Source organism: Vibrio hannami, from assembly GCF_029589055.1.
Lineage (GTDB): Bacteria > Pseudomonadota > Gammaproteobacteria > Enterobacterales > Vibrionaceae > Vibrio > Vibrio hannami.
Window position 1 is genome coordinate 1,278,989 of sequence record NZ_JARQZP010000007.1, and the last position, 17,558, is coordinate 1,296,546.

A 17,558-nucleotide genomic window follows, 5' to 3' on the forward strand; every position below is an offset into this window, starting at 1 on the left:
AAGGTTTACTTTTTCTGGGATGTATCATACTGCTTATTTATCTCGCTACTGAATCTCTTAAAATTGACAACGAAGAGAGGGATAAATAATGCGCGATATCGTCTTTCTGTTGGCTTTTGCCGCTCTCTTTATCCTAGCTATCAAAAGACCTTACATCAGTTTGTCTTTGTGGTTGTGGTCAGGGCTGTTCGTTCCTGTCTATTGGTTACACGGTATAGCCCAGAGTATCAGTTACAATACCGTCTTTGCAGCGTGCACCATAATTGGCTACCTCATCTATCGAAATAAATCTCGAGTACCTCCGAACGCATTACTGGTTCTTCCCTTGTTATTTCTGGCACACACTACCTTGACGAGTATCGTAACAATTGGCATAGAACCGTACGTTTGGTTAAGCTGGGAAAACTTTTTAAAGGTGATGCTGCTGTTTCTGTTTGCCAGCCTAATTTTACGCCAGAAACATCAATTTGAACTGTTTATCTGGGTCATCGTGTTGTCTGTTGGCTTTATCGGATTTGTAGAAGGGTTAAAGTTTCTCGCTTCCGGTGGTGGGCACAGCATCAAAGGCCCCAGAGGGCATATCCTTTCCGATAATAACCACTTTGCCCTGGCTCTTTGCATGACACTACCTTTGATCATTTATCTCATTACAGTCACTCCTAAGAAGTTTCTGAAAATAGGCCTGATAGGCGTGCTTATCTTATGTACTCTGGCTGTTCTTGGTACTCATTCAAGGGGTGGTTTTATCGGGCTTGCCGTTGTTGGTAGCTACTTTTGGCTAAAGAGCCACAAGAAACTCCTGAGCCTCCTACTGGTTGTTATTATCGGCACCCTCGCCATTCAGTTCCTTCCTGAAAGCTGGTACGAGAGAATGGATAGCGTTGAATCGGTAGAAAAAGTGCTGGAAGACGACTCCTTTAACACCAGACTAAACGCCTGGAAAATTCATACTTTGATGGCAATAGAGCGCCCCTTGGTTGGCGGAGGATTTGGAACCCCCCAATATGGATATGTGTGGCGTTCGCTCGCAGTCGACATTCATATTTTTGACTTTATCCCCACCCCACCTCCAAGTGAAAGAGGTTGGGCGGCACACAGTATCTACTTCCAGGTTTTGGGGGATCACGGGTTCCCTGGGCTGTTGCTGTTTCTGTTAATCCTTCTGATAACGTTTCGAAGGCTCTCGCATATAGAAAAATACTATAACGAACGAGACCAAAAACAAGGCTGGCAATATACGCTCGCGCGGATGATAAAGGTATCCATTTTTGTGTATTGCATCGGAGGCGCAGCACTCTCTTTGGCCTATATTGAACTGCTATATGCTTTGGTTGCTATAACCTACGGCCTTTACGTGTCTATCGAAACTAGCCAGGAACAAGAGACACGTGCGCGGAGGGGAAACAGATTAAAGGGGGATCGAGATGTCATGGCTCACCGTTAATTTTGCGATAGTTGGTGCTCAGAAATGCGGCACAACTACGTTGGCCAAGCATTTATCTGCGTTAGATAGTGTCTCTTTTTGTCGTGAGAAAGAACCTCACTTTTTTAGCAAATCTGCAAACTGGAGGCAAGATTTTACCGAGTATCAGGCACTATATAGTCAAGGGGAGAATAAGCTATACGGAGAAGCCTCTACCTCTTATAGTTTCTGCGATGAGTATCCGGACGCAATAAAAAACCTTTATGAACACAACCCGCAAATGAAGCTTATTTACCTTATCCGCGATCCTGTGTCCCGAGTTGAGTCTCATTATAATCACCGCTTAAGAAATGGAAGAGTGTCGAGCAACTTCATTGAATCGGTCGGTACTCACCCATGCTTTATAGAGAGATCGCTATACAGTAAACAGCTAGCACACATCTACTATACTTTTCCTCGGGAGCAGGTACTTGTGGTGCTTTTTGATGACTTGATTTCGGATCCTTACAACACACTTGAAAGAGTATGTGAGTTCCTCGAATTAGCTGCCCCCAAAGAACTGGATACCACACCCCAAAATGTTTCTGATGCCAAACTTAAACTCAAGTCACCTATCTTGAAAAGAGCAATAAGTGCCCTAGAGTTCTTGCCATTTTCCTACAAACTATCACGCTTTTTGCCCATCAAGAAAAAAGCAACAGCGGCGGAAAAGCAGTTACTTTGGCAGGCGTTTGAGTCCGACCTTGAAAAGTTAAATCAATGGTTCTCTTTGCCTATTGAGCAGTGGCAAAAAAATATGAATCCGACCCAACTAAACGGCTGCAATGAAAGCTCCCTAAAGAGTCATGATGGCCAATATCTGAATCAGAACAGTGCTGAAACGCGGAGGCGCAATGATTAAGAAAATCAAATATGAGTTCAACAAAAAATTTTATAACCTGGCTTTAAGAGCCGTTAAAAAGCTGCCGCCTATAGAGATAAAGGAGGAGTTGGACTTTACGCTTCTTAGTGTCTGTTCTCATAGCGACCTGATTCAGTACCTATTCGCTCTAAGAAGTTTTTGTGAAAACACACCACCCAAACGAATCTTTATTCTCAGCGATGGTTCACTCACCGCAGAAGATCGAAAATTATTAATGAGACTCAATGACCGAATCACAATATCAGAGGCCAATGATGTTGTAATAGACGGTACACCCTCTTATATCTCCTGGCGGAGGCTGACAAAGATTGTTGAGCTTGTGAATGATTCTTATGTTGTTCAGCTTGACTCTGATGTGGTCGTCAGACGCTTGATTCCTGAGCTTAATCAATGCATTAAAAACCAGACCTCCTTTATACACGGAACACTCTCTGGTAAAAAAATCACGGATAAAGTAAGCGCGCAACAGTACGGAGAGGCGATAAAACGACAGGGATTTACCAATCTTCAAACCTATTGTGAAGCGGCTCTGAATAAAACGGACGATAAAGTGATCAGCAAGTACGTGCGGGGCAGTGGTGGATTGTACGGCATTCCCAAAAAAGCCATCAATCAACAGTCGATTAAATCCATTTCAGAGCAATACCACATTGCTGTAGGAGAAAAGTGGTTTGGCTGGGGATCGGAACAGGTCGCTGTAAACACGCTGATTGCCAATCAGGACAACGCAAATGTCCTCAATACTGATGATTGTGGAATCCCAAAATTTGAAAACATGGCCTATACAAATAGCCTGTCTATCGTACATTTCATTGGCACAATACGATTTGTCAATATGGTGTATTACTCTTACTGTAAAGAGCTACTTAATAAGTGGCAACAATTAGCGCACTAACTGCCAGGAGTCTTTGTCATAGTCTAATAGCTCAAAATCCAGTTTATAGAAATCGTATATCATATCGGCGATTTTTTTTGTCAGAACCACATCCGACGGGCGCTTTTTCGACACATTGACTCGCTCAAGGCTTTGTTTTTTTCCAATCACACTACAAATGAACTTGAAGTCATCATCTAAATTTTCAAACCTACCGACAAAATCCACTTTACATTTCAAGTCCACATCATAGATATAACAACTTTGTGTCTTAAACAAAGGGTGGAACTCACCGTAACCACGCGCACAAAAATACTCAACAAAATCATCAAAACTCATGTGCTTGTCTGATATTAGCTGTTTTATATAAGCATCTGTTTTTTGACCTTTTTCCTGAGTTAAGTACCTATAAGTCGATATCATTCTACTGTAGGGATTTCTAACAAAACAAAACTTGAATGACTGAGAAAACAGTTTCGGTTCTGGGGCTCGGTACACCCTAAAGTCATAATGTTGCCGGAAATGTATGGATAGCGCGTTCAAGACGCTTGTACCAGCAGTCTTAGGTATATGAATAAAAAGAAATTTATTTTTCTTCATATAGTTAGTATGAGGAAACGGATCCAGGAATCGCCTACACTTGTTATATAGTTCCCAATACAACAGCTTTAGTTTACTACTCATACGCAATTAACCCCGTTTTAAAAGTCTTTCAGCAAACATTTCTGTTTTAAACATTTTTGATACTTCAACTGGCGAACTGTTGCTTTTTAGCGCTATACACCGATTGATCATTTCAGGTAAGTCATCAGTTTCATCATAATGATAGCCACTTTTTCCCTCTATCACCGCTTCGCTACCGCCACCGGCCTTCGGGGAAATTGAAGGTAAGCCAAAAGCTGCGGCTTCAATATAAACCAAACCGAAAGCTTCAATCTCTGAGAGCAACCAAAAACAATCTGACGACTTGTAAAAATACCCTAGTGATTTTCTTGGTATCTTACCGACAATAGTAATATTATCTGAAAGTTGTAGCTCTGAAATGCGACTTTCCAGCAAAGGTAAATCAGCACCATCACCCACAATAATCCAGTGATACATATTGTTAAGTTGAACCAACTTATTAAATTCACTTAACATTTTAAAATACCCTTTGCTTTTAATTATCCTTCCTACACTCAGAAGTATGATTTTATTTTTTAGCCTCTTAAACACATGTGTATGATCCTCTCCTCCTTTTAGCTCTGATGAATCAATACCTACGTAATCGGCACTAAGTCTGGGAATAACGTTCTCTTTTATGTCTAGAGGCAAATAGTTTAAGAATTCATTATAGTTGTACTCACTTACCGCTACTATTTTACCTACCTTGCTTATTGCCCTTGTATAATTCGACTTATAATTGAAAACAAAGTGTTTTTTACTTTTGTTTGAATAGAAAAACTTCGAATCTTTACCATGTATAATCATTACGCATTTACTAAGGGTATCATCATCAAAAAAACGCCCCGCTAAGTATGCTGAAACCTGATCATTTAGAATAATAAAGTCATATTTATGAAGGTTAATTACTATTTTCAGATAGTAATAATAGTAAAGTACCCAAACAAAGGTATATCTGGGGACCTGGATATGCCTGATTCCCTCTTCTTGTTTTGAACGATCACCCGTTAACAGAGTCACCTCTTTGTTATTTAAAGAAAAATCCCGAACCAATTTATGTGCAACAGTACCCGTCCCCCCTCCATTTGGTGGATACTCATCACTAAATATCAGTATCGAATCATTCATTTCTGACTCCCCTGGATTGTGTTACCTTCTTAAATTAGCCCGTAATAGCGGTCTTATGAATGTATCCAAAACAAATTTTGACTCCACATGACTCGTCGCACATCTCATTGTAGATATCAATAATAATACGCCATAAATCACTGCCCCAATAACAATATTAAATAGTAACGATACAAAGTTATTAGAAACAATTATATTCAAACCTACTAGATCGATAAACAAAATCATACATGATGAACATATTGCTGGTATTATCATTAACAGATGAAGATTTAAAATTGACAGAGGAATAAATCTGCGCAGAGTGAGCATCATAAGAATTAACACCATATAAGGGAACATCGCGCGTATTAATACGAAATCTAACAAATCCAGATCCAAAGAGAATAGGCAGATTAATACAAAGACCAATGAAGTTATTGATTCAAAATAGAATTGTAGCCTTACCCTTCCTGTCAATGTAAATACCTCTGTATATATGCTTACCAGAATGCCTAGATAAGTCATTGGCAAAAACATAACGAATAGGCTCGCAGACTCTAGCCATTTATCTCCAAAAACAACACTAATTATATCTTGAGCCAAGTACGTTCCCCCAAACACAATTGGGATATATATACAGTTAATTGAATATATGTATTTGTTTAACTTTGATATCAACTCTTCTGGCTTAGGTATATATTCTGACAAACTGGGATATAGCACTCGTTTTATCGGTTCGATGAAAATAGAAGATGGCAACCTGGCAGTATCTAATGAAAAGTTATACAAACCTAAATCCTGAGTGGAGAAATTTTTGCCAATCATGATCTTATCTGCTGCCGTTTTTACATATGATACGATTCCCTTTGCAAGTATCCATTTAGTAAAGGACCACTGATCGTTAAAATTGTTTACTTCAAATCTTAATCTATGCCTCACAATAAACTGTGTTCCGATAGCATAGATACCACTGTGTATCACCTCGCCAATTATCACCCCAAAGTAATTCTGGTATTTTATTGTTATAAAAATCGAACTCGAGGTAGAGATGAGTTTAGCGAGAATCTCCAATAGGGTGAGTTTCGAGTAATTTAGTGATTTAACGTGCAGGTTTATCGCAGGAGATATCAGGCTTTGAAACACCAAAGACAACGACATTACTTTGAGAGCAAATGAAATCTCTGCAACCTCAAGCAAAACTGCTGCGGTATCAGAAGAGACAAAAATCAAACCTGCCATAAGATTTCTGGTAAAGAAATTTATTGTCCAGGCATTGTTTATATCGCTATCTGTTATTTTGCTTTTTCTGATGAGGTATTTTCCGCTACCTAACCCAGAGATTGCATTAAATAGCCCTTGAACGATAAAACATGCTGCAATGACACCAAAGTCATACTTATCAAGGTTCCTGGCAAGAACAATAACAGAAAGGATGGACAATAAGCGTATTGCCCACGAACCAACAGTGATCCATAAGGATGCTTTAATGACTTTAATGGCTTTGTCAGTCACTAGCCTTCACCGATATCCTTATCTCTTATTACGAAAATAGATGCAGCCACTATATACATGAAATACATAAAATACTTAATAGTAAAATTCCATCCCAGTGCAGCCTTCGCCATCTTTGAAGCAAATTTATAGTCTCTATTTTTCATGGCTAAATCTGCCAAATCTTTATATGTGTAACTAACCTGCTTTCCTGCAAAATTTCGCAGACTCTTATTGTTGTTTTCTATAATCAGTTTATTAAAAATTAAAATGCGTGATAGCTTCTTGTGATATTCGGACATCTTCGTCGTTATGTTAACGTCTTTGGACTTATCCGGGATGTTATGTCGGCTCACAACCGTGTCCAGGTATATGATGTTTTTCGTTTTTGCAGCTAACCTATGAAACAGTTCAAAATCTTCTTCATAAGAAAGGGAAGAAGCAAAACCTCCAGATTGATTCAGGAACGCTAGAGAGTAGATTGTAGAATTTAAATGGGGGAACCCTCCATTACGATAAAAATAGTTCACATCTACACTATAAGCCTTATCGCTTACCTGTCTGGCACTAGGTATGAGTAAATCTCGTTTGAACCATGAATCTCTTACCTGTTCGCCATCAGAAGACACGGCACTTTGATCCCCAAACAAGATATCCACTTTTTGTTTTTTTAGTATTTCCGTTGCTCTTGATAGGTAATTAATGTCCGTCCACTCATCATCGTCATCACAAAATGCTACGTACTTACCTTTAGCAACCGAGATTCCCACATTTCTAGCTGTTGACGGGCCTAGTCCAACTTCTAGAGAATTGTTCAAATCTAAGTATGTGATTTGACTTTTTATCTCTGAAAACAGTTGTTGATACTCTGATATCAATTCTGCAGAAGAGCCATTGTTTACAACAATCACTTCTTTCGAAGTGCTGCTCTGTAAAAGAACTGACTTAACTGCCCGAAGAGCCAGTTCAGGCCTGTTACAAGTTGCAATTACTACACTAAATAAAGCTGAGTCAGACATATAAACCTTTGCTTAGATTATGCTCGAAAGAATCTGTTAACTAACCACCCACAATGATGTTCAATTTTCTCTACTATAAAATCCTTCGGTAGTTGGTCGTATATACTTTCCGGTACTCGCATCTTATTGGTGTGTACTGCCGCTATACACTCGTCTTTGATCCCAATGAAGTGACCAAGTTCATTGGTCATATCCGATAATTCATTTGTCTTTATAACCAACATCCTTGATTCGGGGATAGCATCAAATATGATTTGGTACTGTTCAGAGTATTGCTTCAGATAGGCTGAAAGGGAGTAAAGCCCTTTTTCTTCTAAGCAAAACTCTTCTTCAGAATATCCTTGATGATGGCGAGACCAAATAAAGTCACGATAATCAGCCCATTCATCAGGTTTACGATTAAGATGAAAATTGAGTCTTGAAGCTAACCAGGAATGCGGTTCTCTTACCGTAACTATGAATTTAGCTTTGGGAAACGCATCCATCAGAAATGGAGCCAGATAGCCTAACGGATGAGAAGATTCCAGTTCGAGGTTTAACTTTCGGTCACGAGATATAAGCATTTCCCGGCATTTTTCTTTATTAATGCCCCCTGACAAATAATCCATAACCATCTGTGTCGTTTGCTCAACGTTTGGTTCGTGAGCTGTTCTTAAGGCACCATTGTACATTTGCGCTATTGAAGTAGTTCCGGTCTTAGCAGCACCTATGCAATAGATATGTGCCTTTCTGGTTCTTAATCGTCCAACATATTCTTTAAAATGCATTGATGGACTCCTCTACAAAAAGTGTTTCTTTAATTTCGTTCAGCTTATCCAACATGCGTTCCTGTCGCTCTTTCAGTACTGATTCCTTGCTCATCAAAAACTGACGACTATTGCTTAGTTTTAACAGCTTACGCTTTAACTGAACGACCTTGATATTCTCTATCACCTTTTCTTTAAGGGTTGATTTTTCCTGCGGCCAAAGAGTCGGGACAGGAGTTAACTCGGCTTCAATGTTTAAAGAGCTAAACCAATCCTTCCATTTAAATGGAAAAATTTCAGGAGAAGTGCTTATCGGTAGCCAGGGGATTCGATACGAATCTGCCAGGATAGCGCCATGCATCGCAGAAGTAATTAGCTTGTCACTGTTCACGATTTGTTGGAGTACCAAATCTTCCTCATCAGAAGGAGAAATGTAATTCCATCCCATACTTTCAATGAGTTGCCTATATTTTGTCGAATCTATACCTGTATGAGGCATAAAAGAAATCGTCAAGGAAGTCTGTTTTTTCTTAGGCCTTAGACGGCTAATTAATATCCCTGGATCAGAGATTATTTTTTTATCGCTGAGTTTAAACTTATCAGCGGTAAGTTTGCCTCTTACGAAATGGAACGCCCACCGACTGGTATCAATTGCACCTCCCCTACCATAGCCTGCCCCGCTACCTAATATATGAAGCCTCTTTGCCTCAGGCAGGTTGTCATTTAGCACCGTCCCTATACCAACCAGTAGTTCGTCACTTCTAACTTTATTTACCTTGTCTCCCAGCAGTTCACTCCAATACCAAACATTAAGCTCATCACCAATGTTTTTCTTCGTGCAAGGATGGACATGTATCCTCATTCTGCTTCCTCATTCATGGACGGGTTTAAGCTGCCCGGTAGAAACGCTTCGCCTCCTGCGTCATTGATAAACCAATGCACGAAATCCACAGTGCGGTTTGCAAGCGCGTCGGCTTCATTTTTTGTCTCGGCATATGGCGTTTTTCCGGCCTTGATGCTAGGAGAGTGAAAAGAAAGAATAAACTCGTTTTGTCCGATTTTAATTTGAGACTCCATTACTTGTTTCATCTGGGCCAGGTTAAAACCTTCGGGAGAAAGTCGGTATTTCCTGATACGAACTAGCTTTGCCAAAAGCCTGGTTATCAGATTTGAGTTAATCTTATTGAAACTATTAGGGTGGCGATTTAAGTAATTCTGAATAAACGGTACCGAAGACAACACGGAACAAGTATGAGGAAGGTACGTAAGTGCTCCTGACTGATATACCCGATTAGAGCATGCGCTAAAGTCAGGGCCTTCCTGGTGGCTGAAGTCACAGTAGGCGCTAATGCTTATGTCTATTGTATAGCGCAAATTTTCAAGTATTTGCGGCGTGTTTTTACCTATTCCATATCTTCCCGCAAGATAAGTTTGGGGCTGACTCCCTGTTTCAATCGCTATAGCGTCCGTCAACAATTTCAACTTACGGAGCTCCATTTCCTCACTGAGATTGCATGGATAAGAGTATGCGTTTTTTACTTCGTCGTTGTCATCTTCAAAAGGTGGGTTAACCCAGGGGTGCAAATGAGTGGCAAACTCTATCTTGTTGCCTGCCAGATGTTTGTATTTTTTTATTACCCGCTTTCCGCCTTGGCTGGTCGTAAATGGGTAATCCATCGCTAGAGTGACCTTTCCATCATGGGATAGAATTTTATCAATAACACCTATCAGTTCATCACAATGGGTAACATTGGTGTTTGAACGATAAAAACCAGAATCCCAGTCGAATTCTTCTTCCGCATGAATCACAACCGCCAGTTTAGGTGTACTCATCCCCTGACCTCTCTAAATATTCCCAGAAGACTAGTCACCGAACTCTCAATTTTTCGGTAACAGTCAGTTACTTTATTTAGGTCTCCTCCATAGGGATCTTCTATATCCGATGCAACTATCAGACTTTCGTCAACCAAATCAGCAGCACTAAAAGCATGGTTCACCCGGTAATAGGCCGAAAGCTTGTCTCTGTTTTTTGAATCAAAGTAGATGACAATATCCTGATCCTTTATATCCAATTGTGTTAGCCACTTAGAGCTGTGGGTTGAAAGGTCATAGTTGAGAATTTTTGCCGCTTGTTGTGCTTTGTCCGGACTTTGTCTCGCTTCATCCAGATGAAACCCAAAGGAATCGAACGACAGCTCCTGATATTGATCTGCAACGGCGTCAACACACGCCTGCGCAAATGGACTACGCATGATGTTTCCATAACATACAAAAATAATTCGTCTGTTGGGGTTTGCTTTAAATAACTTTTTCAAGCTTCGCCTGGTGACATACCGCCGGACTTTAAGAAATAACCTGTTTTTCCTGAGAATGGATGCAAACAGAGAAGCCATCAATATAGAAATTTCCGCAAAGAATGGTTTGGGATCGTTTCGTTCAAAGCTATCTATAGACTCTATCGGTAGAAGTGCTCTGCCAATTTGTAGCAATCGAACCACAAGCCGGCCCGTTGCTGATAATGTATTGTTATCTCTTTTGTTTGCTTCAAATTCGCGTTTTATTTCATATATATCTGCGATAAGCACACGAGCGTATGCCTTATCACGATAAGTCAGCACCGGATGAATAGTGACACCTCGTAGCAGATAATCTGCATAGAATCTGGGGAAATCGACACCAGCAAACACAGCCAAAGGCAGTGAACCCCAGAACCTCGCATTTACTTCAACCAGAATCCATTCATTTGTTTTCAGGTTACGGCGGTACTCAAACATGGCGACTCCCGTAAGTCGCGTCTTCATACATACTGCTTCTGTGGCTTTAAACAGTGCGCTATCCAAAGGAATACTCATTCGATATGAACTTCCCCCACCTTGTTTAGGTTCAGCAACGCGAACATGAGCAAAAGCAGCGACAACCTGCCCTTCGATAGCCAGTACAGAGACCCCTTCCCCCTTCCCAATAAAAAATTCTTCTATCAGATATTCCTGGGGGTTATCTATGTACTTCCTGTACTCGTTAAACTCGTCTTCAGAGTGAACTATCTTCACCTTTTGCCGTTGATTTAGCTTGCTTTCCTCAAAGGACTGTAAAGGCTTAACCACAAACATTTCACCATACTCACCCTTTAGCTGGTTGTAGTTAGCGGTGTAAAGATCCACCAGACTACCTCTGGCGACAGGTACATCACACTCTATTGCGACTTGTTTTGTTTTCCACTTATCAAACAGGGCATCCAAGGCTTCCGGATTGGCTATAGCTAGTTTCGTGTGCTGTGGCATTCTGTCTTTAGCAGACCAGAGAGGATAAAGCGCTCGTTCATCACAAGGAATAACCAGGTCAAACTGATAACGTTCAATCAGGGCAATCACGTTATCCAGCCATTCAGCCTGACTGTATGCCTGATAGTTATAGTACTGAACTGATTTGATGTAGCGACTTTTCAGTGCGGGGCTCGTTTTATCATAACAAACCACATGGACATGATAATTGGCCTTTCCCAGCGATCGTATAACCGACAAGAAGCTGCGCGTATCCTCCCCTAAAACAAGCACCGATGGTATGTCAGACACATTAAATCCCTTCATGAGCACTCACTTTGCGTTACCACTGACTTTTCGCAAAAACATTTTTCTTTGTATTTTTGTCGATACATAAATCATAAGGCTGTATATATTTTCATAATCGGGGGATACCCTCTTACACGCAATTGTTGCAACGATTATCAGAGGAACAAAAACGAACACCCCCAGCAGGATAAGCAGCATCAAACTGACATAAACCGGCACATCCAACATGCCTTCTGCCTGCTTTATACACCAATACATGATCACACCAGGTATGAGTGGTACAAAACACGTTAAACACAACCTTATAAATCCCAGTCCCAGAACACGTTTGTAGATGACCATCAGCAAAGAGATAAACACCAGTACCAGCAATACCCTGAACTCCGTATAAACCAACAGCTCAGACACCTGATTTTGATGAAGAAAATAGAAGCCTCCGATAATCAATGTGATCATCACACCATCCAGAGCCACCATATATTTCACCTTCGACAAGTTCACTAGCACCGTCTGCAGCGCAATATTCAAAGGCATCGACAGCATAAGTAAACTAAGTAAGCCAAGAATCGGGATTGCGGCCTGCCACTTCTCTCCCAACACAACTATAACTATCTGCTCTTGCAGAGCATAAATACCAATAGCTGAAGGGATCACCAGCAGATAAGTAACGGTTAGGTATTGAGCAACCTTATTTCTTAACTCATCTTTATCATCAGAGATTTTTGAGATACCCGAATAAAACGAACTGGTTGCGGGCGCTATCAGCTCTGTAAACGGTAGCCACGCAAACTCCTGACTTACCCTGTAAGTACCTACGGCCTCACTTGGAAGATATCGCCCTAGCAATAGAGCATCGATTCGTGAACGTATGTAGCCAGTCGTAGTTGATATGACCATCCATTGAGAAAATCCCCACTGTTCACGCCACTGAGTTACAGTCCACTGAGGCCGAAAGCTATGTATTCGATACGAACCCGCAACGGTCAAGATTTCACTAGTCAAAAGACCCACAATCAACGCCCAGTAGTTTTGCAACCAAAATGCCAGAGTGATAGTGACCGGGAATACTGCAATTTTTACCCACACCGTCAAACGAGTTAAGGGTTTGTAGTTCAGTTCACGTTCATAAAGCGCAAGGCCAATATTCTTAAACGAGCCGATGATGGGAATTAAACTACTTACCAGAAGAACATTTCTTAATACTGGTTCGTTAGTGAAATCCGCGACCACACCGGACATCAAGGCAAGAATAAGAGCACAGATCAGTTTTAAAAAAATATTCAGAGACCAGGCACTGTTGAGCAGTTCTGTTGTGCACTCTTTTGCTTTAATGACATATTTATCCGTTCCCACTTCGGAAAGCATCATAAAAAGTGCAAGAACTATCGTAGCAAGGGCTGCAATACCAAAATCTACGGGCTGCAAAATTCTAACCAGAATCAGCGTACTAACGACACCTATGGTTCGATTTATCCATTTAGCAACTAAATTCCAAAAATAACCTATCGCTATTTTCTGATTTAATTTCTCAGCCACCAGATTAAACTCCCTTCAACCTGACTCTACATTTTTAAAGCATAGGTAAACTTTTGTATTAGCGCGAACTTAGCCTCTGCTTGTCATTTACCCACTTATCCTTCAACTTCCTTATTTGCTTTTCTACTGACAAGAGCGGTCTAGGGTGTTCAAACTGATAAACAGCCAAATTCCCCTGCTCGTTAGAGAATGTTGCTTTATATCGTGCTGTTCCCCCCATAAAATCATAGATATCAACACCTTCTTCTAAGGCTTTTTCTATTAATAAATAATGGGTCACTAAGCCTGGTTTATATTGAGAACTATGGTGTTTGTAGTTCATCGCGCATAGATAAAAATAGATGGTGTTGCGATATCGATAGTTGTAAACAATGCCAATAGTTTCATCGCCTGCCTGTATATGGTTAAGCTCAACGGTGCCGCTGCCTAACCCTTTTGCAATCAGTTTTTTGTGAAACGCGATGAACTTCGGATTGGCAAAACCACTCCCGGACTTGCCGTTTCCCCACCGGGCCAGGTGCAATGGTTCTGCCAGCGCAAGTAACTCATCTGCTCCCTGTTGAGTGATTACTTTCTTAACCGATAGTTCACCTATCTCTTTATACTTTCGGATGCTGCGTTTGATTTGGTAACGGGCGTTTTTAGATAACGAGTTGAGAAGCGATGTTCCTGAGGTTCTTAACCTATTCAGATCCAAAAAATAGTTTGTTGTCTCCCAGATTGTACGCTCCGAGAGACCTGGATATTTAAGAGAACCAAACTCATCAACTTTACTCGCCCCGATAATTAATGCATCTGCACTCCCCATTCGGTTTACCGTACTGGAAACCATCGATGCCCTTACATTGGCACTGTTTTCACTGGCAATAAGAAAATCGTTATACTCAATCCAGATCTGGTCTTCATCTGGCACCCCTGTTCGGTGTAAATAATGTTTTGCCCTTGATCTACTGCTGAACATCGGGCTTGCCTGAGTAACAACAATTCCCAGCCCTACAGTTACACCGCTTTGCCTCGCTTCGATCACTGTAAATTCAGAAACAAAACACTCAAGCCAGGTGCCTATCCACCACCAGCTTAGAAAAAAATTTGAATCTGAGCGTTCCTCCAGCTCCTGCCAGGCTTTTTCAAGCCATGCCCTGTTTGGATTGTCAAACCACTCACACTGAATATTATTCCGCGCCCTTGTCGTCAAAGCTTTTCCCTATTCAACGCAACTAAACTTTTTCATCACTTAACTTTGCATCACTCCCCCAAAAGCATAGCAATGGAATAGACATTTATCTTTCAGTTAAAACAAAAGGTTTTCCAAAAATGAGAAACTTATAATTTACATATGAGCTATATTTTTTAAGAGCATGAATCATTAACAACGAATTCTGGATCCAACGGCAGAGCGGGTAAGATTATGTTTTTCGAATTAAACAAACTAGTAAAAAAGTTAAGTGTCATTGGCCTGGCCTCTTCGACATTAATTGTTACTGGCACAATTCACGCCGAAGACTTTGTCGGTAGCGCTGAGAAGTATCTGGCTTCTAACGAAGTTAATGCTGCAATAATTGAACTAAAGAACGCCATTAAGTATTCGCCTCAAGAAGCGAAGCCCCGTCTGATACTAGGGGAAATATACTTAAAACAAGGCAACTTTGTCAGCGCAGAAAAAGAGCTTTCCCGGGCACTTCAGTTAGGTACGCCAAAAGAGCAAGTGGTCCCTCTTTTGGCCAGAGCATTAATAGTTGGTGGGAAGAATGAGCAAGCGCTCGATCTAATTAATGAGACCTTTCCATCCTCAGACTCTTCGAATACCGAAACTCAGGCTTTTAAGGTTATCGCTGAATTAAATCTAGGCATGGTTGAAGACGCCAAACGTTCTTTTCAGCCTGTAAGCAATGCTCAGAGTAAAGAGTTATATGCAAGGCTTGCTGAAGCACGAATTGCAGCAGCCGACAGCAATCCTGATCTCTCTCTGTCGATTATAAATTCGATACTTGATTCATCCACAGACAATAGTGATGTCTGGTTGCTTAAGGGGCATATCGAGAGCTCCCTTGGTGACTATGAGGCCTCTGTAGACAGCTACAAAAAGGCGTATGATTTATCGCCTGCTGCTCATCAGTTCACTCTATTTATTGCTCGAAATCTTGTGCTCGCACAACGGTTTGAAGAAGCGACCAGCTACGTCGACAAATTACTGAGTCTGTATCCGAACCTGGTACTAACTAACGAGTTAAAGGCAACCATTTTATACTCGGATAAAAACTATGCCGACGCCAGAGAATATGCGGAAAGAGCAATACATAATGGCTCTGATCAACTGCCAACCATTTTAATTTCTGCCATCTCGGCATATCAACTGGGACTGTATGAACAGGCATATGGGCGATTTAAACAAATAGATTCAAGACTTCCTGACAATCATTTTTCTAAAAAACTGTATGTGGCTGTTCAGCTAAAGCTTGGCTATATAGATAACGCGATAGAGTCTATGGGAAACCTGAGTTTAGAAACTCAGGAAGATAGTCTTTTCTTGTCGAGAGCAAGTATGCAGCTAGCGAAGCTTGGTCGCGATGAGGACGCACTTGAGTTAGCCCAAAAAGCATTTTCTGATAAAAACTACTCTGGTAGCCAGCTGATGCTGGGACTTATTCAACTAGAAGGAAAAGATAAGTCTGGCGTGAAAAACATCGAAAGTGCGCTTAAGAGTGATTCTGAGAATAGCAAGGCCGAAATAGGGCTAGCTTACTACTACATAAAATCCGGTCAGCTAGATGAGGCTAATAATATCGCCCAGGCCCGGCTAGAAGAAAATCCGGATGACGTAGACGCTATCGCATTATCTGGTGTTATTCTTCAACTCAAAGGTAACATCGAGGAGGCAGAGCAACTTTTCAAAAAAGTCATAGACACGGACCCGGGCAACTTCCAGGCAACGATATCCATGGCTCAGATAGCCAACAGCAAAGGCGATTGGGAGCAAACATACTCTTTAGCCTATTCAGCGAAAAAGCTTTCTCCAGAAAACAAAATCTCAGCTCAGATGCTGTTCATCAGTGGCCGCCAACTAGATAAACTAAACGAAGTGGGTGAACTTATAGATCAGCAAATTGAGTCAAATCCAAAATCAGCCATACTGGTAGAACATAAAGCTCAATTGCATGTCCTTAACCAGCAATGGGATCAAGCCACCAATCTGCTAGAAACATACCCGGATACTCAAAAATCCCCTAACATGTGGAAACTATTGGGCAGTATCTATGTGAAACAGGATAACTGGCTGGCAGCTGAAAATGCGTATGAGAGCCTGGTTAAAGCTGCTCCAACTGATCCCGATGCGTATATCAAAGCCATAATAGTCAGTGAATATACTAGAAAGCCTCGTATAGGAATCCGCCACGCAGATCGTGCTGCGGAGATCTTCCCAAATGACATCCGTTTTCGATTAATGAAGGCTGGCTTGCTAGTTAAAACCGGTAATATCAACACCAGTCAAAAAATCATAGACGGGCTTGATGACGCTCTCAAGAACACCCCATACACTCTTAAAATACAAGGGCTCATTTACGCCACACAAAAAGATTATCAAAGCGCAGTGACGGTTCATGAGAAACTGTATGAAATTAAACCCGGACTTAAATCAGCCAATGAACTTGCGTCACTGTACATTTTAGCTGGAGATGAACAACAGGCCGTTCAATTTCTGGAAGAGGTCATAGAGACTTATCCTAAACAGGCACACGCATTGAAAATAAAGCTCGCTGACATACAGCTACAGTCAAATCCAGAACGGGCAATACAGCAATATAAGAACATCGTGGCAAAAGAGCCAAAGAACGTCATTGCACTCAATAACATCGCTGCACTGTATCTGGAAGCCGACAACATAGATGAAGCCTGTCACTATGCTGAGAGTGCATACGAATTAGCGAAGGAACTACCACCAGTTGTTGATACCTACGGATACTGTTTGTTGAAGCAGGGAAAAACAGAAACTGCAATACAAAAACTGAAGTTCGCCTACAACAATGCACAAGATAATGCTGAAATTGCCCTTCACTTCGCAGAAAGCCTGATCCAAAACGGGCAGTCGGCGGAAGCCAGAACAGTACTGTCCAAAGTTATCACTGATGACCCGAGGCTGCTTATTTCTAAAAACGAACTAGAGTCAAAGCTAAGTATCTGACGATATGCCTAAAAAACTGTTCCGG

14 protein-coding genes are annotated in these 17,558 nt (G+C 41.1%); 4 read left to right on the forward strand and 10 right to left on the reverse strand.

Annotated elements, in window-relative coordinates; genetic code table 11:
• Positions 1–88 precede the first annotated feature (88 nt).
• The 3 genes from P7F88_RS20270 to P7F88_RS20280 are packed head-to-tail and all read left to right on the forward strand — an operon-like array spanning position 89 to position 3,240.
• Complete coding sequence (locus P7F88_RS20270; protein ID WP_277827731.1) at positions 89–1,444, forward strand: putative O-glycosylation ligase, exosortase A system-associated; 1,356 nt, start codon at positions 89–91, stop codon at positions 1,442–1,444.
• Complete coding sequence (locus P7F88_RS20275; RefSeq protein WP_277827733.1) at positions 1,425–2,324, forward strand: sulfotransferase family protein; 900 nt, start codon at positions 1,425–1,427, stop codon at positions 2,322–2,324. Before P7F88_RS20270 ends, P7F88_RS20275 begins: the two co-directional genes overlap by 20 nt.
• Complete coding sequence (locus P7F88_RS20280) at positions 2,317–3,240, forward strand: hypothetical protein (RefSeq protein WP_277827735.1); 924 nt, start codon at positions 2,317–2,319, stop codon at positions 3,238–3,240. The genes P7F88_RS20275 and P7F88_RS20280 overlap by 8 nt, the downstream gene beginning before the upstream one ends.
• On the opposite strand, the gene P7F88_RS20285 is transcribed toward P7F88_RS20280, so the two are convergent.
• Genes P7F88_RS20285 through P7F88_RS20330 form a run of 10 tightly spaced genes read right to left on the reverse strand, consistent with a single transcriptional unit; the run spans position 3,229 to position 14,548 of the window.
• On the reverse strand, positions 3,229–3,903 hold the full coding sequence (locus tag P7F88_RS20285) for a sulfotransferase family 2 domain-containing protein (RefSeq protein WP_338405571.1): 675 nt from the start codon (positions 3,901–3,903) through the stop codon (positions 3,229–3,231). The genes P7F88_RS20280 and P7F88_RS20285 overlap by 12 nt on opposite strands.
• 6 nt (positions 3,904–3,909) lie before the next feature.
• Positions 3,910–5,010 carry a glycosyltransferase family 4 protein gene (locus tag P7F88_RS20290; RefSeq protein WP_277827739.1) on the reverse strand — a complete coding sequence of 367 codons (1,101 nt, stop codon included), beginning with the start codon at positions 5,008–5,010 and terminating at the stop codon, positions 3,910–3,912.
• A 21-nt stretch (positions 5,011–5,031) separates the two neighbouring features.
• Positions 5,032–6,504 carry an oligosaccharide flippase family protein gene (locus tag P7F88_RS20295; RefSeq protein ID WP_277827741.1) on the reverse strand — a complete coding sequence of 491 codons (1,473 nt, stop codon included), beginning with the start codon at positions 6,502–6,504 and terminating at the stop codon, positions 5,032–5,034.
• Positions 6,504–7,502 (reverse strand): glycosyltransferase family 2 protein, encoded by a 999-nt coding sequence (locus tag P7F88_RS20300; RefSeq protein ID WP_277827743.1) that lies wholly within the window; start codon positions 7,500–7,502, stop codon positions 6,504–6,506. Before P7F88_RS20300 ends, P7F88_RS20295 begins: the two co-directional genes overlap by 1 nt.
• A 17-nt stretch (positions 7,503–7,519) precedes the next feature.
• Entirely contained in the window at positions 7,520–8,269 is a 750-nt protein-coding gene (locus P7F88_RS20305) for a sulfotransferase (RefSeq protein ID WP_277827745.1), read from the reverse strand.
• Positions 8,259–9,110, reverse strand: coding sequence for a polysaccharide pyruvyl transferase family protein (locus P7F88_RS20310; RefSeq protein WP_277827747.1), 852 nt, complete (start codon positions 9,108–9,110; stop codon positions 8,259–8,261). The genes P7F88_RS20305 and P7F88_RS20310 overlap by 11 nt, the downstream gene beginning before the upstream one ends.
• On the reverse strand, positions 9,107–10,081 hold the full coding sequence (locus tag P7F88_RS20315) for a polysaccharide deacetylase family protein (RefSeq protein ID WP_277827749.1): 975 nt from the start codon (positions 10,079–10,081) through the stop codon (positions 9,107–9,109). The genes P7F88_RS20310 and P7F88_RS20315 overlap by 4 nt, the downstream gene beginning before the upstream one ends.
• Complete coding sequence (locus P7F88_RS20320; protein WP_277827751.1) at positions 10,078–11,820, reverse strand: arsenate reductase/protein-tyrosine-phosphatase family protein; 1,743 nt, start codon at positions 11,818–11,820, stop codon at positions 10,078–10,080. Before P7F88_RS20320 ends, P7F88_RS20315 begins: the two co-directional genes overlap by 4 nt.
• Positions 11,821–11,841: 21 nt before the next feature.
• A complete protein-coding gene (locus P7F88_RS20325; protein ID WP_277827753.1) occupies positions 11,842–13,353 on the reverse strand; it encodes an oligosaccharide flippase family protein in 1,512 nt (503 codons plus the stop codon).
• 58 nt (positions 13,354–13,411) lie between these two features.
• The gene (locus P7F88_RS20330; protein ID WP_277827755.1) at positions 13,412–14,548 is read right to left on the reverse strand and encodes a GNAT family N-acetyltransferase; all 1,137 of its coding nucleotides are present in this window, start codon (positions 14,546–14,548) and stop codon (positions 13,412–13,414) included.
• Between the two features lie 213 nt (positions 14,549–14,761).
• Here P7F88_RS20330 and prsT point away from each other — a divergent pair, with 213 nt between their 5' ends.
• Complete coding sequence (prsT, locus tag P7F88_RS20335) at positions 14,762–17,533, forward strand: XrtA/PEP-CTERM system TPR-repeat protein PrsT (protein WP_277827756.1); 2,772 nt, start codon at positions 14,762–14,764, stop codon at positions 17,531–17,533.
• Positions 17,534–17,558: the final 25 nt, after the last annotated feature.